Origin of the sequence: Dictyoglomus sp. NZ13-RE01, from assembly GCA_002878375.1 — a bacterium.
Taxonomy (GTDB): Bacteria; Dictyoglomota; Dictyoglomia; order Dictyoglomales; family Dictyoglomaceae; genus NZ13-RE01.
In genome coordinates this window covers 79,027-97,519 of sequence record NIRF01000001.1, presented here as the reverse complement: position 1 = coordinate 97,519, position 18,493 = coordinate 79,027, and the positions used below count along the sequence as shown (strand labels likewise).

17 protein-coding genes are annotated in these 18,493 nt (G+C 31.2%); 12 read left to right on the top strand and 5 right to left on the bottom strand.

Translation table 11 applies throughout. The features are described from left to right. The first annotated feature begins 84 nt into the window (after positions 1 to 84). Positions 85 to 1,305 (top strand): DNA helicase UvrD, encoded by a 1,221-nt coding sequence (locus tag CBR30_00470; protein PMQ02168.1) that lies wholly within the window; start codon positions 85 to 87, stop codon positions 1,303 to 1,305. Here CBR30_00470 and CBR30_00465 read toward each other — a convergent pair. From CBR30_00465 to CBR30_00455, 3 genes are read right to left on the bottom strand one after another with little or no spacing between them, the layout of a single operon-like run. Next, positions 1,302 to 2,096, bottom strand: coding sequence for a transcriptional regulator (locus CBR30_00465; protein PMQ02167.1), 795 nt, complete (start codon positions 2,094 to 2,096; stop codon positions 1,302 to 1,304). The two genes, CBR30_00470 and CBR30_00465, sit on opposite strands and share 4 nt — an antisense overlap. After that, positions 2,093 to 2,677 carry a serine/threonine protein phosphatase gene (locus CBR30_00460; protein PMQ02166.1) on the bottom strand — a complete coding sequence of 195 codons (585 nt, stop codon included), beginning with the start codon at positions 2,675 to 2,677 and terminating at the stop codon, positions 2,093 to 2,095. Before CBR30_00460 ends, CBR30_00465 begins: the two co-directional genes overlap by 4 nt. Then, positions 2,674 to 3,750: a bifunctional phosphoglucose/phosphomannose isomerase gene (locus tag CBR30_00455; protein PMQ02165.1), complete on the bottom strand. Its 1,077-nt coding sequence runs from the start codon at positions 3,748 to 3,750 to the stop codon at positions 2,674 to 2,676. The genes CBR30_00460 and CBR30_00455 overlap by 4 nt, the downstream gene beginning before the upstream one ends. A gap of 97 nt (positions 3,751 to 3,847) precedes the next feature. Here CBR30_00455 and CBR30_00450 point away from each other — a divergent pair, with 97 nt between their 5' ends. The 3 genes from CBR30_00450 to CBR30_00440 are packed head-to-tail and all read left to right on the top strand — an operon-like array spanning position 3,848 to position 6,318. Further along, on the top strand, positions 3,848 to 4,258 hold the full coding sequence (locus CBR30_00450) for an osmotically inducible protein OsmC (protein ID PMQ02164.1): 411 nt from the start codon (positions 3,848 to 3,850) through the stop codon (positions 4,256 to 4,258). A 12-nt stretch (positions 4,259 to 4,270) separates the two neighbouring features. Beyond that, the gene (locus CBR30_00445) at positions 4,271 to 5,707 is read left to right on the top strand and encodes a glutamate--tRNA ligase (protein PMQ02163.1); all 1,437 of its coding nucleotides are present in this window, start codon (positions 4,271 to 4,273) and stop codon (positions 5,705 to 5,707) included. A 2-nt stretch (positions 5,708 to 5,709) separates the two neighbouring features. After that, entirely contained in the window at positions 5,710 to 6,318 is a 609-nt protein-coding gene (locus CBR30_00440) for a hypothetical protein (protein PMQ02162.1), read from the top strand. Here CBR30_00440 and CBR30_00435 read toward each other — a convergent pair. Further along, positions 6,288 to 7,310 (bottom strand): geranylgeranyl pyrophosphate synthase, encoded by a 1,023-nt coding sequence (locus CBR30_00435; GenBank protein ID PMQ02161.1) that lies wholly within the window; start codon positions 7,308 to 7,310, stop codon positions 6,288 to 6,290. The genes CBR30_00440 and CBR30_00435 overlap by 31 nt on opposite strands. Positions 7,311 to 7,424: 114 nt before the next feature. Here CBR30_00435 and CBR30_00430 point away from each other — a divergent pair, with 114 nt between their 5' ends. From CBR30_00430 to CBR30_00400, 7 genes are read left to right on the top strand one after another with little or no spacing between them, the layout of a single operon-like run. Then, on the top strand, positions 7,425 to 8,456 hold the full coding sequence (locus CBR30_00430; GenBank protein PMQ02160.1) for a glucosamine--fructose-6-phosphate aminotransferase: 1,032 nt from the start codon (positions 7,425 to 7,427) through the stop codon (positions 8,454 to 8,456). Beyond that, entirely contained in the window at positions 8,453 to 8,905 is a 453-nt protein-coding gene (locus CBR30_00425) for an acid phosphatase (protein ID PMQ02159.1), read from the top strand. Before CBR30_00430 ends, CBR30_00425 begins: the two co-directional genes overlap by 4 nt. Beyond that, on the top strand, positions 8,902 to 10,098 hold the full coding sequence (locus CBR30_00420) for a glycosyl transferase family 1 (GenBank protein ID PMQ02158.1): 1,197 nt from the start codon (positions 8,902 to 8,904) through the stop codon (positions 10,096 to 10,098). The genes CBR30_00425 and CBR30_00420 overlap by 4 nt, the downstream gene beginning before the upstream one ends. A gap of 4 nt (positions 10,099 to 10,102) precedes the next feature. After that, positions 10,103 to 11,206: a hypothetical protein gene (locus CBR30_00415; GenBank protein ID PMQ02157.1), complete on the top strand. Its 1,104-nt coding sequence runs from the start codon at positions 10,103 to 10,105 to the stop codon at positions 11,204 to 11,206. Continuing rightward, the gene (locus CBR30_00410) at positions 11,206 to 12,861 is read left to right on the top strand and encodes a hypothetical protein (GenBank protein PMQ02156.1); all 1,656 of its coding nucleotides are present in this window, start codon (positions 11,206 to 11,208) and stop codon (positions 12,859 to 12,861) included. The genes CBR30_00415 and CBR30_00410 overlap by 1 nt, the downstream gene beginning before the upstream one ends. Further along, on the top strand, positions 12,861 to 14,054 hold the full coding sequence (locus CBR30_00405) for a nuclease (protein ID PMQ02155.1): 1,194 nt from the start codon (positions 12,861 to 12,863) through the stop codon (positions 14,052 to 14,054). The genes CBR30_00410 and CBR30_00405 overlap by 1 nt, the downstream gene beginning before the upstream one ends. Next, a complete protein-coding gene (locus tag CBR30_00400) occupies positions 14,051 to 16,804 on the top strand; it encodes a hypothetical protein (protein PMQ02154.1) in 2,754 nt (917 codons plus the stop codon). The genes CBR30_00405 and CBR30_00400 overlap by 4 nt, the downstream gene beginning before the upstream one ends. Here CBR30_00400 and galU read toward each other — a convergent pair. After that, the gene (gene galU, locus CBR30_00395; protein PMQ02153.1) at positions 16,796 to 17,668 is read right to left on the bottom strand and encodes a UTP--glucose-1-phosphate uridylyltransferase; all 873 of its coding nucleotides are present in this window, start codon (positions 17,666 to 17,668) and stop codon (positions 16,796 to 16,798) included. The genes CBR30_00400 and galU overlap by 9 nt on opposite strands. A gap of 230 nt (positions 17,669 to 17,898) precedes the next feature. Between galU and lexA the strand changes: the two genes are divergently transcribed. After that, positions 17,899 to 18,489: a repressor LexA gene (gene lexA / locus CBR30_00390; protein ID PMQ02152.1), complete on the top strand. Its 591-nt coding sequence runs from the start codon at positions 17,899 to 17,901 to the stop codon at positions 18,487 to 18,489. Positions 18,490 to 18,493 lie beyond the last annotated feature (4 nt).

The following is an 18,493-nucleotide window of genomic DNA, read 5'->3' as shown; positions in this document are numbered from 1 at the left end:
TCCCTCATAAAGTTTTTATTAACAAATTTCTTTTCATATTTTAAAATATTATCAAGATTTTATTTTATAGAAAAGAGGTGAAAAATGAAATTTATTGCAGATTTTCATATTCACTCAAAATATAGTAGAGCTACAAGCTCAGACATGGATTTGGAAAATCTAAGTAAATGGGCAAAAATAAAAGGAATTCAACTTTTAGGAACCGGAGATTTCACTCATCCCTTATGGTTTTCAGAACTTAGAGATAAATTAAAAGAAAAAAGTTATGGGATATATGAGTATAATGGAGTAAACTTTATATTAACCACTGAAATTAGCAATATATATCAACAAAATGGAAAAGTAAGAAGAATACATATACTATTATTTTCCCCATCAATTGAGATTACATATAAGATTAATCGTTTGTTGGAGAAGTTTGGCAATCTTAATAATGATGGCAGACCTACTTTTGGTGTAAATTTAAGAAACTTACTTCCATTAATTTGGGAAATATCTGAGGAGATTTATGTAGTCCCAGCCCATATGTGGACCCCCTGGTTCTCCATCTTTGGTTCTCAATCGGGCTTTAACTCTATAGAAGAAGCTTTTGGGAATCTTTCTAATAAAATTTTTGCAGGAGAAACAGGATTAAGTAGTGATCCAAAAATGAATTGGAGACTCTCAAGCCTTGATAGAATATGTCTCATATCAAATTCAGATGCCCACTCTCCAAATAAGATAGGTAGAGAAGCAAATGTTTTTCAATGTGATCTAAATTATAGAGAAATTTTCAATGCCATAAAAAATCAAGATAAAACTAAATTTCTTTTTACTATAGAATTTTTTCCAGAAGAAGGGAAATATCATTATGATGGACATAGAAACTGCAATGTGGTTCTCTCACCAAAGGAGAGTATTAAATTAAACAATATATGCCCAATTTGTGGAAAACCTTTAACTATCGGAGTAGCCCATAGAGTAGAAGAATTAGCAGATAGAGAAGAGGGCTTTATACCTGAACATAAAATTCCTTATATAAATTTAGTCCCTTTAGAAGAAATTATTGCTCAAGCTTTGGGAAAAGATTCCTCTTCTTCTATTGTTCAAAAAGAATATTTTAAAATGATTAATACTTTAGGAACAGAATTGGATATTTTGATGAATATTTCTATTGAGGAGATTCAAAGAGTATCTGGACCAAAAATTTCAGAAGGAATAAAAAATATGAGAGAGGGTAAAATATCAGTAGAACCTGGTTTTGACGGGGTTTATGGTAAAATAAAAGTTTTTAATGAAGGAAAAGATCAATTATCTCTATTTTAAATATTTATCTTAAAAATTTCTTTAATCTTATCCTTCAAAGAAGTACCTGGGACCAAATTCTTGAAATCCTCTATTGCTTTATGAAATCCTATATCATATCCTCTTTTTTGACTCTCAAGCCATTTATGATCAGATATATATACATACAGATCCGCTAAAGTTCTTCCGGGAAAAGCTTCAATAATTCTTTCCTTTTCAATCTCTTTTATGATTGGAAGGTAAATATTTTTATACCAATCTTTTGCTGCATCTTTTATATTTACTTCCCTACCCTTTCTCTCACTCATGTAATACTTATGCTCCATTATTTGATTTAATAACTTCTTATATTGTCCCACCTCTGTTAAAACGATATCTTTAAGACCTGTAATTAGCTCAAAATCCGCTCTTTCTCTGAAAAGTATATTTTCCAAGGAATCTTCAGGTGGTAGATACTCTATTACGTGAGCATCGATCTCTTTTTGTCCCAATTTTTTTGCAATAGCTACTCTATGGTTACCATCTAAAACATAATATTCATCCTTTATCTTATAAACTTCTATAGGTGGCAAAATTTTTCCTCTTAATATAGCATTTTCTAACTCTCTTAATCTATGAATAGAACTCTCTTTTAATGGTCTAAACTCCTCATCAAAATCTAAATATCTTCCTACACTTCCAACAATTTTATCTACCTCTATGGTTTGATAACCTAAATCTCTCCAAGAAACTGCTCTTTCTTCTTTCAGTTTCTCCTCAAAACTCTTTAATCGCTTATGTTTTTTAAATATGTTTCTCAACAAAAATCTCATAAATCTAAAACTACAAAACCAGAACAATTAATTATTTTTGTTCTTCCAATCTGAGAAATTCTGGAACTCCTAAAGTTATAATTCATATGAGTATGCCCATGGAGAAAATATAATGGCTGGTATTTGTTAATTAAATCTAAAAAAACTTTAAATCCTCTGTGGGCATAATCATTCCCTTCATGGATCCCATAAGGTGGAGCATGTGTAACAATTATATCGACTCCTTTTCTTAACTTGAAATATAGCTTCCTAATTCTCCAGCTCATTTCCTTTTCAGTATATTGAAGAACCCCATCACTATACCTTTGGGAGCCTCCCAAACCTAAAATTCTCATTCCTCCAAAAGTAATTATTTTTCCGTCAATATTTTCACATCCTTTGGGAGGCTCCTTTAGATATCTTTCGTCATGATTTCCTAAAACATAAAAAACAGGAACATTTAATACATCTACGAGATACTCCAATAACTCTGGCAATACATCACCACATGATATTACCGCTTCTACACCTTTATATGGAGTATGATTAAATCTCTCATATAATGCAGGAGATTCAAAATCAGCTAAAGCTAAAACCTTCAAGATAAACTTTGCCCAATTCTTAATTTTAGTTCGTTTATAAAACCAATAGCAAATGGATCTTTTCCTGTTAAATATGCCATGTAGACTGTTGTAAAATCCCCTAAATAAGTAAGAGAGAAAAATTTAGTTAGTGGATAGTTTCCTTCACCTTTCCAGAGGAAAACTGGAACTCCCCTCTCTTCAATTTTTTCCTTCATAAATTCTACTCTAATTTTCATTTCACCTTCTAATGATGTATAAAGAAATATAAGAGCAAAGGAGTTTATTATCTTTGAATCTGCTTCCCAAGACATAATTTCGTTGTGATTTAATTCTGGGAAGAAATGGGTAAATGCAGGATACTTTCCATTTTCATTAAATTGACATTTCCATCTATACCCTGCAACTGCCCATCTCTCTTCTACAGCATATATTAATGGAATCCTACCAAAAACCAAGCTCGCAAGTTTTTTAGCCATATTCTTCTCTAAAGGATTCTCTATTTTAAACTCTTCCCTTGCTTTCTTTAAATATTCAATTGTCTCTTTTAATGCCTCTTTTTGAGATGGCAATAATCCTAATCTATCCATTACTACTAAAGAAGGAATAGTTACGTATCCTATAGCAGCTCTTGGAGCAAGTCCCTTAGGTATTTTTATAAGAGTTATACCCTTTTCTATAGCAAACTTTTCAAGCTCACCTCCACTTGTAATGGCTACAACTTTTGCTCCTCTTTCAAAGGATTTTTTTGCAGACTCTAAAGTTTCCACAGTATTTCCAGAATAACTAACAGCAAATACTAAAGTATTTTCGTCAACAAAATTTGGTAAAGAATAATCCCTATTTACAAGTACTGGTACTTTTGCATCATCAAATGCAACACTTTTTAGTACATCTCCACCAATTGCAGAGCCTCCCATACCTAAAACCAAAACTTTATTAATATCCGCCTTTTCTATTTTTAGCTCTGAACCATAGGAAATTTCCATAGCAGATTCTATTTGTTCTGGAAGATTATAAACGGCTCCTATCATGTCTTTGGGATCAAGTTTTCTCATCTCTTCAACACTATTCAATATCTCCATAACTACCATCCTCCTTTTTTTAGTTATTTTATATTAATCAATAAATATTGACAACATTTACATTAATTGTATACTTTTGAAGAAATTAATTAAAGGAGGTTTAGTGATGGAGACAAAAGTTATTTGGAACGGAAAAATGAAATTTACAGGAATTACACCATCTAACTTTCAAATTGTAATGGACTCCACTCCAGATCATGGAGGAGAGAATGAAGGACCTCGTCCAATGGAATTAGTCCTTGTAGCATTAGGTGGATGTACTGGCATGGATGTCATATCCATATTAAACAAAATGAAGGAAAAAGTCGAATCCTTTGAAATGAGTATAACAGCAGAAAGGGCTCAGGATCATCCCAAAGTTTATACAAAAGTTCACATTGAATATATCTTTAAAGGAGAAAATCTAAAAGAGGAAAATATAAAAAAGGCTATTGAGCTCTCACAAACAAAATATTGCTCAGTCTCTGCAATTCTTCGTGGTACAGCGGAAGTAACTTATTCCTGGAAAATACTATAGGAGGAGTGATGTATGAAGGATATTAGAGTTAGAATTGCGCCAAGCCCTACAGGATATTTGCATGTAGGTACAGCTCACACTGCCCTTTTTAACTGGCTCTTTGCAAGACATAATGGAGGAACCTTTATATTAAGAATAGAAGACACCGATATTGAGAGATCTTCTAAAGAGTATGAGAAAAATATTTTAGAAGGCTTAACTTGGCTTGGTTTAACATGGGATGAAGGACCATATTATCAGACGCAAAGATTAGAAATATACCAAAAATATGCTAAAAAATTATTAGAATTAGGTTATGCCTATTACTGTTATTGCACACCTGAAGAACTTGAGGAGAGAAGGAAAATTGCTCTTGCAAACAAACAACCCCCAAAATATGATAGAAAATGCCTATATTTAACTGATGAGGAAAGGGCAAAATACGAGAGAGAGGGAAGAAAGCCTGCCATCAGATTAAAAGTTCCAGAAGGGAAAACTGTTTTTCACGATCTTATTAGAGGAGATATAGAATTTAATAATGATGACATAGGAGATTTCATTATACTAAAATCTGATAATATACCAACTTATAATTTTGCTGTAGTAATTGACGACTATACTATGGGAATATCTCATGTAATTCGTGGTGAAGATCATATTTCCAATACTCCAAAACAGCTTTTTATATACAAGGCTCTCTCTTGGACCCCTCCTGAATTTGCCCACCTTCCTCTACTTTTAGGTCCTGACAGATCAAAGCTAAGTAAGAGGCATGGAGTAACCTCTGTTACAGAATATAAAAAAATGGGATATTTACCAACTGCCTTAGTAAATTATTTGGCTTTATTAGGATGGACTCCACAGGAGAATAGAGAAATTTATACTGTCGAGGAACTCATTGAACTATTTGACCTTAAAAAAGTAACGAAAAACCCAGGAATATTTGATATTACAAAGCTTGAATGGATTAATACTCAACATATAAGGGCTTTACCAAAGGAAAAATTAGCTGAATTAACCTATCCTTTCTTAAAAGAAGCAGGATTAGTAAAAGAAGAAAATTTTGACTGGAATTATTACTTAAAGGTTGTTTCCCTTTTGCAAGAAAGATTAAAGACCTTAGCTCAAATTAGGGAATATGGTGATTACTTCTTCTTAGATGATCTGGATTATGATAAAGAGACTGTAAAAAAAGTTATTAAGACAGATAAGCTTCCAGAATATCTTAGGAAGTTAGCTTTCGAGTGGGAAAGATTAGAAGTGTTTACCGCAGAAAATCTTGAAAAGACTTTAAAGAATTTGGCGGAAATTCTAAATATATCTACAGGTACATTAATCCATCCTATTAGAGTAGCCCTAACCAATAAGACTGTAGGACCAAGCCTTTATGAACTTGTTGAAGTATTAGGAAAAGAAAAAACTATTAGAAGGATAAAAAAGTTTGTTGAATATATTGAAGAAAATTTATAATCATGTTTTTAAGATATAGTATCTTTGATAAAGTAGAGAAAAAGATTATCAATAATTTAAATGATAATGAAAAGAGCTTTTTACATTATACATTAAAACAAGCAAAATTATCCTTTAAAAGCAGTAGAAAAATAGACCTATATATTTCTCCAATAGTTCTTTTTTATGGGCTTGTTTCTTTAGCCAAAATAACAATCTTTTTTAAAACTAAAGAAGTACCTCATGAGGTGCTTCATGGGCTTACAGTAAGAGTTGCTGGAGAAAAATCCATAAACTGGAGCGAAAATTATGACCCAGGAAGTGAGACTATTTTAGTTAAAGAAAAGGGGCTCTTCCCCCTTTTCTTTAAATCCATATCTCCATATCAAGTACCCGAAGGTGAAAAGTTTACATTAAGAGAACTATTCGAGTTCTTAAACAAAGATACTTCTTTACCACCCTTAGCTATCCATTACTTAATTTTATTTCTGCTTAGTATGCTAAGTAGGTATGAGCCACAAAAATGGGGATGGACTTTAGAAAAAAGCGAATATTCAAAGAAAATAGTTAATTATCTTAAAAATGTAGATAAAGAGATCCTTCACCTTTGGAGTGAGTCAATTAAATTGTAATAATTTGCAAATAAGTTCTTGATAAGAGATATATCAATTAAATCTTTAAATTCCTCAAGCTCTTTATATGCCTTTTGAAAGTATTTCTCCGCAGTATTAAAAGAAGCAAACTTAATTCCCTTCTTTTCTAATAACTCTAAAATATAATATACATCTTGATCAGAAAGAACTGGTTTTCTCCAAAACTCATCAATTTTTCTCTTTTCTTTCTCAGATGCCTCTTGAGTAAGTAGTATAATTGGAAAAGTTTTTTTCTTCTTCCAAAGGTCACTTAAAATTGGTTTCCCTGTCTTATCAGGATCACCCCATATACCCAAAATATCATCTACAATTTGAAAAAAGATACCAAAGTTTTTTCCTATGTTAAAAAACTTTCGTGATAAATCATCTTTATAATTTGCAGAAAAGGACCCTAAATAGAAAGATACTGCAAAAAGTCTTGCTGTTTTCTTTTCAATCATATCCATATACTCTTTTAAGGATACATCTAATCTTTTCTCAAAGCTTATATCCATATATTGTCCTTCTATTAACTCCTGAATAGCATTTGTAATTTCTTTTAAGCTTACTGATAAAAGTGTGGGAGAAGATAACTGAGTTAAAACCTGGAAAGTAAGATTAAATAGTGAATCTCCAACGTTTATTGCTTGTGGTATTCCCCATAACTTCCAAACTGTCCATCTATTATGTCTTTTTACATCTTCATCTTGAATATCATCATGTACAAGAGAAAAATTATGAAGAAACTCAAGCGAACATGCTATATTTAAAGCATCATCTAATGGACCATTAAAGGCTTGGTTAACAATTACGCAAAATAAAGGTCTTAATCTTTTTCCACCTTTACCTTCTAAAAGCAAATTCCCATATTCATCAATCCAACCCATATGATAAGCAGAATAAAGATATAGAGGTAACTGGTTTGAAAACTTTTGCCAGTTTTCTAAAAGTTTGTTTTCTATTTTTAATAAATATTCCTTAAAAACATCCATATCATATGGTATTATATATTATTGAAATTATTTGTCAAAATTTGCGCCTTACTTGACATAGAATTTTTAGCAATGATAAACTTTCTTACCATAATATTAGGAGGATAAACATATATGGAGAAGTTCATGTATAAAGAAATTAAAGAGGGAGTAGAAGTATTAGAAAAATTATATAATAACATAGAGATTTTTGAAAAAGTTACTGAGAAAATAAAAGAATTTAATCCTAAGAACATTATATTTGTAGCCAGAGGAACCTCTGATAATGCTTGTGTTTGGGGAAGATATTATTTTGAATCCAATATAAAAATTCCCGTTTCCCTTTGTGCCCCATCTTTATACACTATATATAATTCTCCACCTCAATTAAACGATTCTTTGGTAATTGCAGTGTCCCAATCTGGTGAAAGTGAAGATATTTGTGAGGTAGTTAGAAATGCAAATAACCAAAAAGCACTTACCATAGGAATTACAAACAATCTAAATAGTAAGCTTGCAAACTTAGCTCAAAACGTTATTTATTTAAATGCTGGAGAAGAAAAAAGTGTTTCAGCAACAAAAACCTACTTAGCAGAGCTTTTTGCTCTTTATCTTTTAGCGAACATTTGGCTAAATAGAAACAATTCAAAAGAAGTTGAAAAATTATTTAATTCTCTTAAAGAAGTTATAAGAAGAGAGGGAGAAATTAAAGAAAAAGCATTACCCTATAAATTTATGGAGCATTGTGTTATTTTAGGTAGAGGATATAATTTAGCATCTGCGTTAGAAATGTCACTCAAATTAAAAGAAACTTCTTATATCTTAGCAGAACCTTACTCTACTGCAGATTTTCTGCATGGTCCTTTAGCACTTGTTTCTTTCGGATTTCCCATTTTTATGTTTATACCCAAAGGAGAAAGTCTTACCACATCCTATGAAACATTAAAAATATTAGAAGAAAAAGAGGTTGATATATTTTTATTCTCCAATGAAGAAGCTCTTAATCAAAAATATAATGGATTTTATATATCTTCTGAAATACCTGAATCGTTAACACCACTTCTTTTCATATTACCTGCCCAATTCTTTACTTATTTCTTAACAATTATAAAAGGATTAGATCCTGATAATCCAAGATATTTAAGAAAGGTTACGATAACAAAATGATGGAGATATTCTCATTCTTAAAAGAGCCACTATTTTTAATTCCAGTTTTTTCCGCCATATTTGCTCAGATTATTAAAGGGATCATAAGGAGTTTTCAGGAAAAAAGATTAGCAGTAAAAACTTTCTTTGAGTGGGGTGGTATGCCAAGTTCTCACTCCGCCCTTACTATTTGCTTATCTACTATTTTGGGATTTAAAGAAGGTTTTACATCTTCAATATTTATACTTTCCACCTTCTTTGCAGGGATTGTAATAGCAGATGCTATAGGGGTACGCCTTGCTACAGAAGAACAAGCAAAAGTTTTAAATAAAATTTTACAGAAATATCCCATTGAAGAGGAAATCTCTTTAAAGGAATCCATAGGGCATACCCCTATTGAGGCTTTCTCTGGAGCAATTTTAGGATTTTTAATAGGCTTAATATCATACTTTTTGGGAATGATAAAATGAGAATTGGGTTTTTTAGTGATACCTACAAACCACAAAAAAATGGTGTTGTTACTGCCATTAAAATGCAAAAAAATTTTTTAGAAGAATCTGGAAACGATGTTTTTGTATTTATCCCTAAAATTCCTAATTCTTCCCAAGAAAAGAATGTTTTTACCCTATCATCAATAACCTTTCCCTTTCAAAAGGAGCATAGAATTGCAAAACCTTATTCAATTAAATATGATCTTTTATTAGATAAATTAAAGTTAGATATCATTCATACCCATACTCCTTTTTCCTTAGGAATATTTGGTTGGCAACAAGCAAGAAAAAGAAAAATCCCATTAGTACATACCTATCATACATTATTTGACGAGTATGCATATTACGTTTGGGACCACTTTCCAGAGTTTGTAAAAAACAAAATAATCACTGAAGAGACAGCAAAAAGCATTGCTATATGGTGGAGTAAAACCTATTGCAATCTTTGTGACCTTGTAATTGCACCATCAACAAAAGTAAAAAAGATATTGGAAAGTTATGAGATAAATAAACCCATAGAAGTTCTTCCAAATGCTTTAGACTTAAGAGAGTTCGTGCCTGTACATAAATCAATTGCAAGAAAGAATAGAAAATTCCCAAAGGATGGAATAATTTTGCTCTTTGTGGGTAGATTAGGAAAGGAAAAAAACATTCCCTTTCTTCTTAAGGTATTACAAAGGCTTAAAAGGTCTTCATACCCATATTATTTAGTAATAGTTGGAGATAATCCTGATAAAAGAGTAAAAGAGGGCTTAATAAAAGAGGCAGAAAGATTAGGGGTAATTGATAGAACAATATTTACAGGATATTTGGAATATAAAGATGTAATTGAAAGTTACTATGCAAGTGATATCTTCGTCTTCTCATCATTAACAGAGACCCAAGGAATGGTTGTTTTAGAAGCATTGTTCTCTGGGCTACCTGTAATTGCTTTAGAGGATTTAGCTATAGGAGATGTAGTAAAGGATGGAGAAAATGGATTTTTAATTCCAAATACCCAAAATAGTATCGATGAATTCGCAAAAAAGATAATTCTAATTACAGAAAATAAGGATTTATATAATAGACTTTCTAAAAGAGCAAGGGAAATTGCTAATGATTTTAGCTCTGAAAATTTGAACAAAAGGCTCTTAGAGATATATAATAATCTAATAAAAAAGAGTAAAAAGTGATAACATGCCAGATTTTACAACTTTATTCATAGAGGAATTAAGTAAGAAAAAGAAGGATCTACTAAGAATTTTATCAAAGGATTTCCTGAATATTGAGGAATCCTTTAAAAATTATTTTAAAAACCACTGGCATCCATTAATAGAGAATAATTTTATTCTTCCAATATTTGCAATAGATGCATCCCAAAGAATATTATCTTTGGCTTTTGGTCCATATCTCATATTATCTCAAGGTTTAGCAATAGGTGATAAAAATTATGAGAAGGTAAAAGTAAATATTGAGGCTATTCCAGGATATGTTTCTCATAATCAGCTGGAGAATATTTCCGATCTCATATTACAAAATATAGAGATGGACTTAGCTCTACAGATAATAGAAGATAATGAGAAAGACTATGCTATTTTTATAGATGGTTCTTTATCGTCAAGAATTTCACATCTTATTTATCTATATTCTATAGATTTAGGAGATTTTAACTTCCTAAGAGAGGATGTTCTTCGTAAAACTATTGAACTTGTCCAGCTTTCAAAGGAAAGGGATTTATTATTAGTATCAATCTCAAAAATTAGTAGGGATACTTTTTTATCACAGATTTTATTAGAATCCGAAGGAAAAGTAATAGAATCTAAAATTTATCCTACTGATACAGAGTTAATATCTTATTTGATACCACACGATACAGGATTTTCTACCCCACTTCTACTTGGAGGGAAAAGAATCTTAGGTAAAAAACAATGGGAAATAATAGAAAATAATCCAGATATAAGTGAGCTTTTAAAAGATTTAGACTCCTTTGTTAATTTGTATATTCGATTACTACCACAAGATCAACTTTTAAGAATAGATTTTCCTGCCTATATTATCAAAAGAAATCAAGCTTTTTTAAACACTGACTATGAATTTATTAGGGCTGATGAAATTGAATTTCTAATCTCCTTAATAAATAATTCTTGCGGTGGAATAAAGGTATACCAAACTCACTTATACTTAGTAGATCAATTGGTAAGACTAAGAAAAGAGCCTGATTTAGATAGATATATGATGATCTTAGAAAAAGAATTAGGGACTCCTCTTCCTTTAGATAGGAGTCAAAGGAGGTTTTTCTAATGAAAGAGATAGGCTATTTGATCGGAGAAAGTTTATGTGATAGATTCCAATTTGTTACAACAAGAGAGCTGGCTCCAAAAAGATTAGAATATGTAACAGTAAAAGGTGTAGCCATATTAGGAGAGGAAGTAGATGTTTTAGCTCAAGTAGAAAGTTTAAGAGCTTATTCAGATGTATTAGATGAAAGACAAGATTACTCATCTACAAAAAAATTATTGGGATTAAATTATTCTATTCCAACTCAGCTTATTGCAACAGCAAGGGTATTAGGTTATTTAGATAAAAACGATAATATACAATTCCCTCGCTCTGTTGCTCTCCCAGGTTCTCCTGTATACTTAGCACCTGATGATCTACTTCAAAGATTTTTTACTCATGGAAAAAGTACATCCATTGAGATAGGAACATTATTGTACCGCCCAAATGTTAAGGTAACTTTGGATCCAAATGGGCTTAGAAGACACTTAGCAATTATAGCTCAAACAGGGGCTGGAAAATCTTATCTTACAGGACTTCTCTTGGAAAAGTTAGTAAAATTAGGTGCAACAGTATTAGTTTTTGATCCAAATAGTGACTACGTATTACTTAGAAAGAAAAAGGATTTATTACAGCCCTCTTCTATTGCAGATAAAGTTACTATTTATAGAATACCTGGAATTCCAACAAGATTTTCGGATTTAGATATAGGACCTGTTGAAAAGTTCTCCATAAAATTTAGTGAATTAGAAGATAATCAGATCCATGATATATTAGGTATCGATGAAAAGGCAACGAATATAAGAAATTCAATAGAAATTGCCCTTAAAGAGCTTAGAGACACTAAGGAAAGTTTTACACCAGATGATCTATATAATAAACTTCAAGAATATATAGGAGAAAAAGAGGAAGAAGAACCATTATCCTTTGAAAATTATGAAAGAGAATTAGCGAGTAAAGCACAATCAAAAAAAAGAAAAATAAATGAGGATTTAGTAAATGGTGCTATAAAGGCATTAAAATACGTAAAATGGATAAAGGATTATCCAATTTGGGGATTTGATGATATTCAGGTGGAAAAAATACTAAAACCTGCCCATATAACAGTAATAGATCTTGCAGGCTTAGAGAGAAATTTAATGGACCTTATTGTAAGCCACTTATTAGATGAGATATGGATAAAAGCTAAATCAGAGGGCTTAAAATATCCTTTATTCATAGTTTTAGAAGAAGCCCATAATTTAGTTCCCAGTGATAGAGATAACAGGTTAAAAAGTGCAAAAATAATAAATTCTATTGCTGCTGAAGGTAGAAAGTTTAAGGTATTTCTAATTGTTATCACACAAAGACCTTACAAAATTAGCCCTCATACTTTATCCCAGTGTGGCAGTCAAATAATTATGAAACTAACAAATCCAAATGATCAAATAGCCGTTAAAGAGGCTTCAGAAGCTCTATCAGAAGCTTTATTCAAGGATCTACCAGGATTAAATATAGGAGAGGCTATAATAGTTGGTAATTTGACAAGGGTACCTGTCATCGTTAAAATAGGAGAAAGGGAAACTGCAGAAGGGGGATATGATATAGATTTGGAGAGGGAATTTGAAAAGGCAAGAAGAGACTCTTTGGTAAACACCTCCTACCCAATACCTGATGGTGAGTTGGAGGAAGAGGTTTAATGATTAAAATTGTAGTAACTTCAGATAATCACCTAAACAAATTCTACAAAAAAATGAATCCTGAACAATTGAGAAAAAGAAGGGAGTTTTTAAGAAGAGCTTTTAAAGAAGTAGTAGACTTCGCTATAAATGAGAAAGTGGATTTGTTTTTTCAAGCTGGAGACCTTTTTGATATGCCAAATCCAAGAAATATAGAATTGATATTTGTTATGGAGCAGTTTGCACATCTAAAGGAAAATGGAATTGATGTTTTTACAGTTGCTGGAACTCATGATTCCCTTATTTCCGCTGATGAAGATTCTTATCCTATTAGAATATTTGAAAAGGCAGGATTTGTAAAAGCTTTTACAAAATTGCAAGAATTGGAACCTGTGATCTGGGAGAAAAATGGAAGTGAAAAAGTGCTAATCTCCGGAATCTCTACTGATATGAGACTAAGGGATAGGGAGCCTGATCCATTGCAACTTTTAAAATTAAAAAACTCCTACGATGGAGACTTTATAAAAATTTTATTATTACACTATTCGGTAGAAAAGTTTGCCCATCCAAAAGCAAGAGAACCTCAAATAAAAGAGTCCTCCTTAAATCAATTGCCTTTTGATTTATATATAATTGGGCATCTCCATACCAATAGACATTACGATCTCAGCAACAAAAAAGTTATTATTCCTGGAGCTACGGAAAGAGTTAACTTTGGAGAAGAGGAAAATGATACAGGCTTTTACTTTATTGTGATTGAGAAAAATAAAGTAAGTAAAGTAGAATATATCAAGACAAATTCTCAACCCATGAAATCCATAGAAGTAATTATAGAAAACAAAACAACTGAAGATCCTACTGAGATAATTATTAATGAAATCAAGAAACAATCATCCAAGGAACAACTGCTAAGGTGCATATTAAAGGGAAAAATTTCATCGGATTTATTTACACAAATTAACCGTGAAAAAATATTGGATGTTGGAAATAATTTGAACTTTTTCTTTGATTTAGATACTCAAAACTTGGATATATATGATTTATCGACAACAACCATTTCATCTGAAGATCTTAGCATAAGAAAAGTCCTGGAAACAATACACAATGAACTCTTATCACAATCCCAGGAGCAAGATAAAGAAATATTAAAGGAATCCTATGAATGGGTCAGTAGTTTTCTCGAAAAATCTGACAATTTTGGTGATCTTTTATGATTAGGATAAAAAGTCTGGAGTTGAAAAACTTTAAAAGATATGAATATGCAAAGTTAGATTTTAAATCAAGTGGTATGATTCTAATAAGAGGGAAAAATGAGGCAGGAAAAAGTAGTTTATTTGAAGCTATTGTTTTTGCCCTGTTTGGAAAACCGGTATATTTAAATCAAAGAAGTGTAAAAGATCTAATCAATTTTTCTGCCACGAAGGCAAGTGTTACTTTAACCTTAGAGATAGATGAAACAGAATTAAAGATCGAAAGGGAAATTGAGAGAGGAAAGAGAGATAGACATTTATGTATAGTCTATAAAGATGGAAAACTAATAAATGAGAAGAAAATAGAAGATATAAATAAAAGAATAGTAAAGGAAATAGGTTTAGATTATGAAACCCTTCTTAATACGTGTTTTGTAGCCCAGAAAAAACTAAGTGTATTAGAAGGAAAGGGACGTGAAGATAGAAAAGCTATCATTTCCTCACTATTTAACCTTGATAAATTAAGTGAACTATCCAATGATGCAAAGAAAAGAGCAAAAGAAATAGAGGAAGAACTTAAATATGCAAATATTATCAGGGATGCATGTAATGCAAAAAGATCCCTTCCTGAATTAGAAGACGAAATTTCCAAATTAAGAGAAAGGAAAAAAGAGTTTGAGGCTATAAAATTGGCAAAAAAGATTAAAGGATTAGAGGATGAATTAAAAAAACTAAATGAAGAAATATCAGATTTATTAAAGGAAGAAGAGAATTACAAAACTAAAGTAGAAGAATTGAAAAGGTATGAGCAAGAGCTAAGTGAGATTGAGAAATATTTTCAACTCAAGAATAGATTAGATGATAAAGAAAAAAATATTGAAGAGCTAAAAAGTAACATAGCTGAATGGGAAAAAGAAAGAATTGAACTTCCAAACCTATATCAAAGATTAGAAGAAATAAATTCTTATATAGAATTGCATAAAAAATTAAAGGAATTAAAAGATTTAGAGGATCAAAAAGAAAAGCTTTCAGAAGTCATAAAGGAATTTAGAGATTTACAGTCAAAATTTGAGACAATTAAGGAAAAAGCCTCTTTAGAAAAAGAGATCACTGACATTGAAAATGCTATTAATTACAAAAACTTAGAAGAAGAAGTAAATAAAATTAAAGAGTTAGAAAAATACAATTCAGAAATAGAAAGGATTTCTAAAGATATTAAGAGGCAAAAAGTATATATTATTACCTTTGCTTCTTTAAGTGCATTACTATTATTTCTCTCTACCCTTTATAGAATTGCCCTTATTCCTCTTTTTGTTCTCCTTCCATTAATTTTTATCTCCATTTATAGAATAAATAGCTTAGGACGTGAAAAGATCAAATTAGAAACTAAGAGGGAAGGCTTAGATAAACAATTGCAAGAAGATAAGGGAAAAATTGAAGAAGAATTTAATAAACTAAAAGAGATCATAAGGAAAGATCTCATTGATTACTCAATAAATGAACTTTTATCATTGAAAGGTAAAAAAGAAAGAGAGCTTGAAGAATATGAGAATGCGATTAATGAAGTTAACAATAAAAAACAATCTCTACTAAGTAAGTTATCTCAATTAGATATAAAAGTATCAGGGAAGGAGATAAATGAGCTTGTAAATGAATTAGAAAATAAAGTAAAGGAAATTGAAAATAATATAGATAAGTATTCCAATATAATAGGTATAAATCCACCAGATACATTAGAAACTCTTATTGCTGAAGAAGCACAGATAAAAGAAAAGATTAAAAATCTTGAAAACTTATCCCAAAATATATCTGAAAATAAAAAAAGAATAGACTCTATTAAGGGAGAAATAGAGAATATTAAAAAAGATTTGGATAGCATATTAAAAAATCTTTCTTCTACTCCCACACCAGAGTATAAAGAAGATATAAAGAGAAACATAGAAAGGTTGAGAGAAGAAAAAGTAGAAGAGCATTATGAAGAAATCAAAAAAGAACTAAACATGAAAAGGGGAGAAAAACAGAATCAGGAAAGAACGTTAAATGAGTTAATAAATGATTTCAAAAAGAGTTTTCAAGAAAAAGAATGGACCGAACTTTGCAATAGAGAATTAAATGAGAACGAAGAGATGGAGATCTTAGAAGAAGAAAAAAATTTAAATGAGGAAATCATAAGATTAAAGTCAAAATTAGAAGAGTATGAGAAAATAACAGGAAAAAACAAAGAAGATCTAAATCCAGATGAAACAGAAAAAGAGATAGAAAGATTAGAAAGAGAAAGAAAGAAAATGGATTATGCGGGGAAACTTTTGGACGAGACTCAAAAAAAGATTATAGATGCCATTTTTCCAAGAACCTCTGCCTATTTGCAAAAAATACTACCTAAGCTTACTTCAGACAATTATAAAATGGTAAAATTGGACCCAGAAAAATTTATAATTAAGATCTATAGAAAAGAAACAAACGAATATTATGAGAAAGACATACTTAGCGGAGGAACACAGGATCAATTCTCATTAGCTCTAAGACTTGCCTTTGCCCTTGCAAGTCTACCTGAAAAAGGCAATGCTCCAGGCTTCATTTTCTTAGACGAACCTTTAGGCTCCTTTGATGAAGATAGAGCGAGCGCCCTATTAGAACTTCTAACAACGGGTGAGCTTGCAGATCACTTTGATCAAATTTTCATAATTACCCATGTCCTATTAAACGAAGATTACAATAACTACTTTGAACAAGTTATTTATATAGAAGAAGGTAAAATTAAAGTTTTATCTTAATTTCTCTAACAAATCTAAGAGATATTTCTTAAATACTTCACCAATATCTTCCCTTTGCAATGCCAACTCTACAGAGGCAATAAGAAAACCCAATTTGTTTCCAGTATCATACCTTTTACCTTTGAATTCATAAGCATAGATTGCCTCTTTTTCCAAAAGAAGTTTCAATCCATCAGTAAGCTGTATTTCCCCTCCTCTTCCAGGCTTTACCCTTTCCAACATATTAAAAATCTCAGGAGTTAATATATATCTTCCAACTATAGCCAAATTTGATGGAGCCTCTTCCACTTTTGGCTTCTCAATCAAATCCGTAACTTGATATAAACCTTCTTCTATCTCTTTTCCTGCAATAATACCATAATTTTTAACTTCCTCCATTGGAACCTTCTCTACAGCAATAACAGAACACTTATATCTTTCATATATATTTATCATTTGCTTTAAGCATGGAACTTCACTAACAATTAAATCATCACTAAGCACTACTGCAAAAGGTTCATCTTTAACTATTTCCTTAGTAACTAATACCGCATGTCCTAAACCAAGGGGCTCTTTCTGTCTTATATAGTAAACTGTAGCAAGATCTGATATCTCTCTTACCTGTCTTAATAGATCTAAATCTCCTTTCTTCTGAAGAAAATACTCTAACTCAAAGGAAATATCAAAGTGATCCTCTATAGCTCTTTTATTCCTCCCAGTTACAATAACAATCTCCTCTAAACCAGAAGCTACTGCCTCTTCAACTCCATATTGTATGATTGGCTTATCAACAACTGGAAGCATTTCCTTAGGTTGAGCCTTTGTTGCAGGAAGAAAGCGAGTACCAAGCCCTGCAGCAGGAAAAACAGCCTTTCTGATACTCATCTTTAAACCTCCTCTTTCCCAGGTATTTTAATAATAAATTGTGCTAAAAAATCCCCTACTCTACCACCCATTTCTACTTCACTAATCTTCTTTCCATAGGAGCATAAAGATCATTATATCTATAAGATCAGCTAAATATATTCTAACATTAACACAATTCTTCTTCAAATCTCTACAGAAATTTAGAAATTTCTCTTGACAGTGAACAAACGTTCACCTATAATAAAAGTATGCAAAATAAGATTAATGAAAAATTGCTAAAAAGAGTAGAATTAATAATGCAATTCTACTATGAAAAGGGCAGAATGCCTACTTACTCAGAAATTGCACATCTTCTACAACTAAAGTCAAAAAACTCAGTGTTCAAGTTAATCAAAAGTTTGGAAAAATATGGATTTTTAAAAAGAGATGAAAAAGGGAAGTTAATACTCAAAAATCTTTCACATCCCATAAAAGTATTAGGAACCATTGAAGCAGGTTTTCCAAGTCCTGCAGAGGAAATATTACTGGATACTATCTCTTTAGACGAATTTTTAGTGGAAAATCCTCAAGCCACATTTCTTCTTAAAGTTACAGGAGACTCTATGAAAGATGCAGGAATCCTCCCTGGAGATTTGGTTTTAGTGCAAAGAGGACTTTTACCTAGAAATGGCGATATTGTGATTGCAAAAGTAGATGGAGAATGGACCATGAAATATTTCATGAAAGAACAGAATAAGATAGTTTTATTACCAGCAAATCCTAAATATGATCCCATCATACCCAAAAATGAGCTTGAAATTACAGGCGTAGTTATTGCGGTAATTAGAAAATATAAGTGAAATT

Bases quoted from the DNA above. Each gene is read 5' to 3' on its own strand.
- CBR30_00470 (PMQ02168.1), top strand. From the start codon at position 85: ATGAAATTTATTGCAGATTTTCATATTCACTCAAAATATAGTAGAGCT.
- CBR30_00465 (PMQ02167.1), bottom strand. From the start codon at position 2,096: ATGAGATTTTTGTTGAGAAACATATTTAAAAAACATAAGCGATTAAAG.
- CBR30_00455 (PMQ02165.1), bottom strand. From the start codon at position 3,750: ATGGTAGTTATGGAGATATTGAATAGTGTTGAAGAGATGAGAAAACTT.
- CBR30_00450 (PMQ02164.1), top strand. From the start codon at position 3,848: ATGGAGACAAAAGTTATTTGGAACGGAAAAATGAAATTTACAGGAATT.
- CBR30_00445 (PMQ02163.1), top strand. From the start codon at position 4,271: ATGAAGGATATTAGAGTTAGAATTGCGCCAAGCCCTACAGGATATTTG.
- CBR30_00440 (PMQ02162.1), top strand. From the start codon at position 5,710: ATGTTTTTAAGATATAGTATCTTTGATAAAGTAGAGAAAAAGATTATC.
- CBR30_00435 (PMQ02161.1), bottom strand. From the start codon at position 7,310: ATGGATGTTTTTAAGGAATATTTATTAAAAATAGAAAACAAACTTTTA.
- CBR30_00430 (PMQ02160.1), top strand. From the start codon at position 7,425: ATGGAGAAGTTCATGTATAAAGAAATTAAAGAGGGAGTAGAAGTATTA.
- CBR30_00425 (PMQ02159.1), top strand. From the start codon at position 8,453: ATGATGGAGATATTCTCATTCTTAAAAGAGCCACTATTTTTAATTCCA.
- CBR30_00420 (PMQ02158.1), top strand. From the start codon at position 8,902: ATGAGAATTGGGTTTTTTAGTGATACCTACAAACCACAAAAAAATGGT.
- CBR30_00415 (PMQ02157.1), top strand. From the start codon at position 10,103: ATGCCAGATTTTACAACTTTATTCATAGAGGAATTAAGTAAGAAAAAG.
- CBR30_00410 (PMQ02156.1), top strand. From the start codon at position 11,206: ATGAAAGAGATAGGCTATTTGATCGGAGAAAGTTTATGTGATAGATTC.
- CBR30_00405 (PMQ02155.1), top strand. From the start codon at position 12,861: ATGATTAAAATTGTAGTAACTTCAGATAATCACCTAAACAAATTCTAC.
- CBR30_00400 (PMQ02154.1), top strand. From the start codon at position 14,051: ATGATTAGGATAAAAAGTCTGGAGTTGAAAAACTTTAAAAGATATGAA.
- galU (PMQ02153.1), bottom strand. From the start codon at position 17,668: ATGAGTATCAGAAAGGCTGTTTTTCCTGCTGCAGGGCTTGGTACTCGC.
- lexA (PMQ02152.1), top strand. From the start codon at position 17,899: ATGCAAAATAAGATTAATGAAAAATTGCTAAAAAGAGTAGAATTAATA.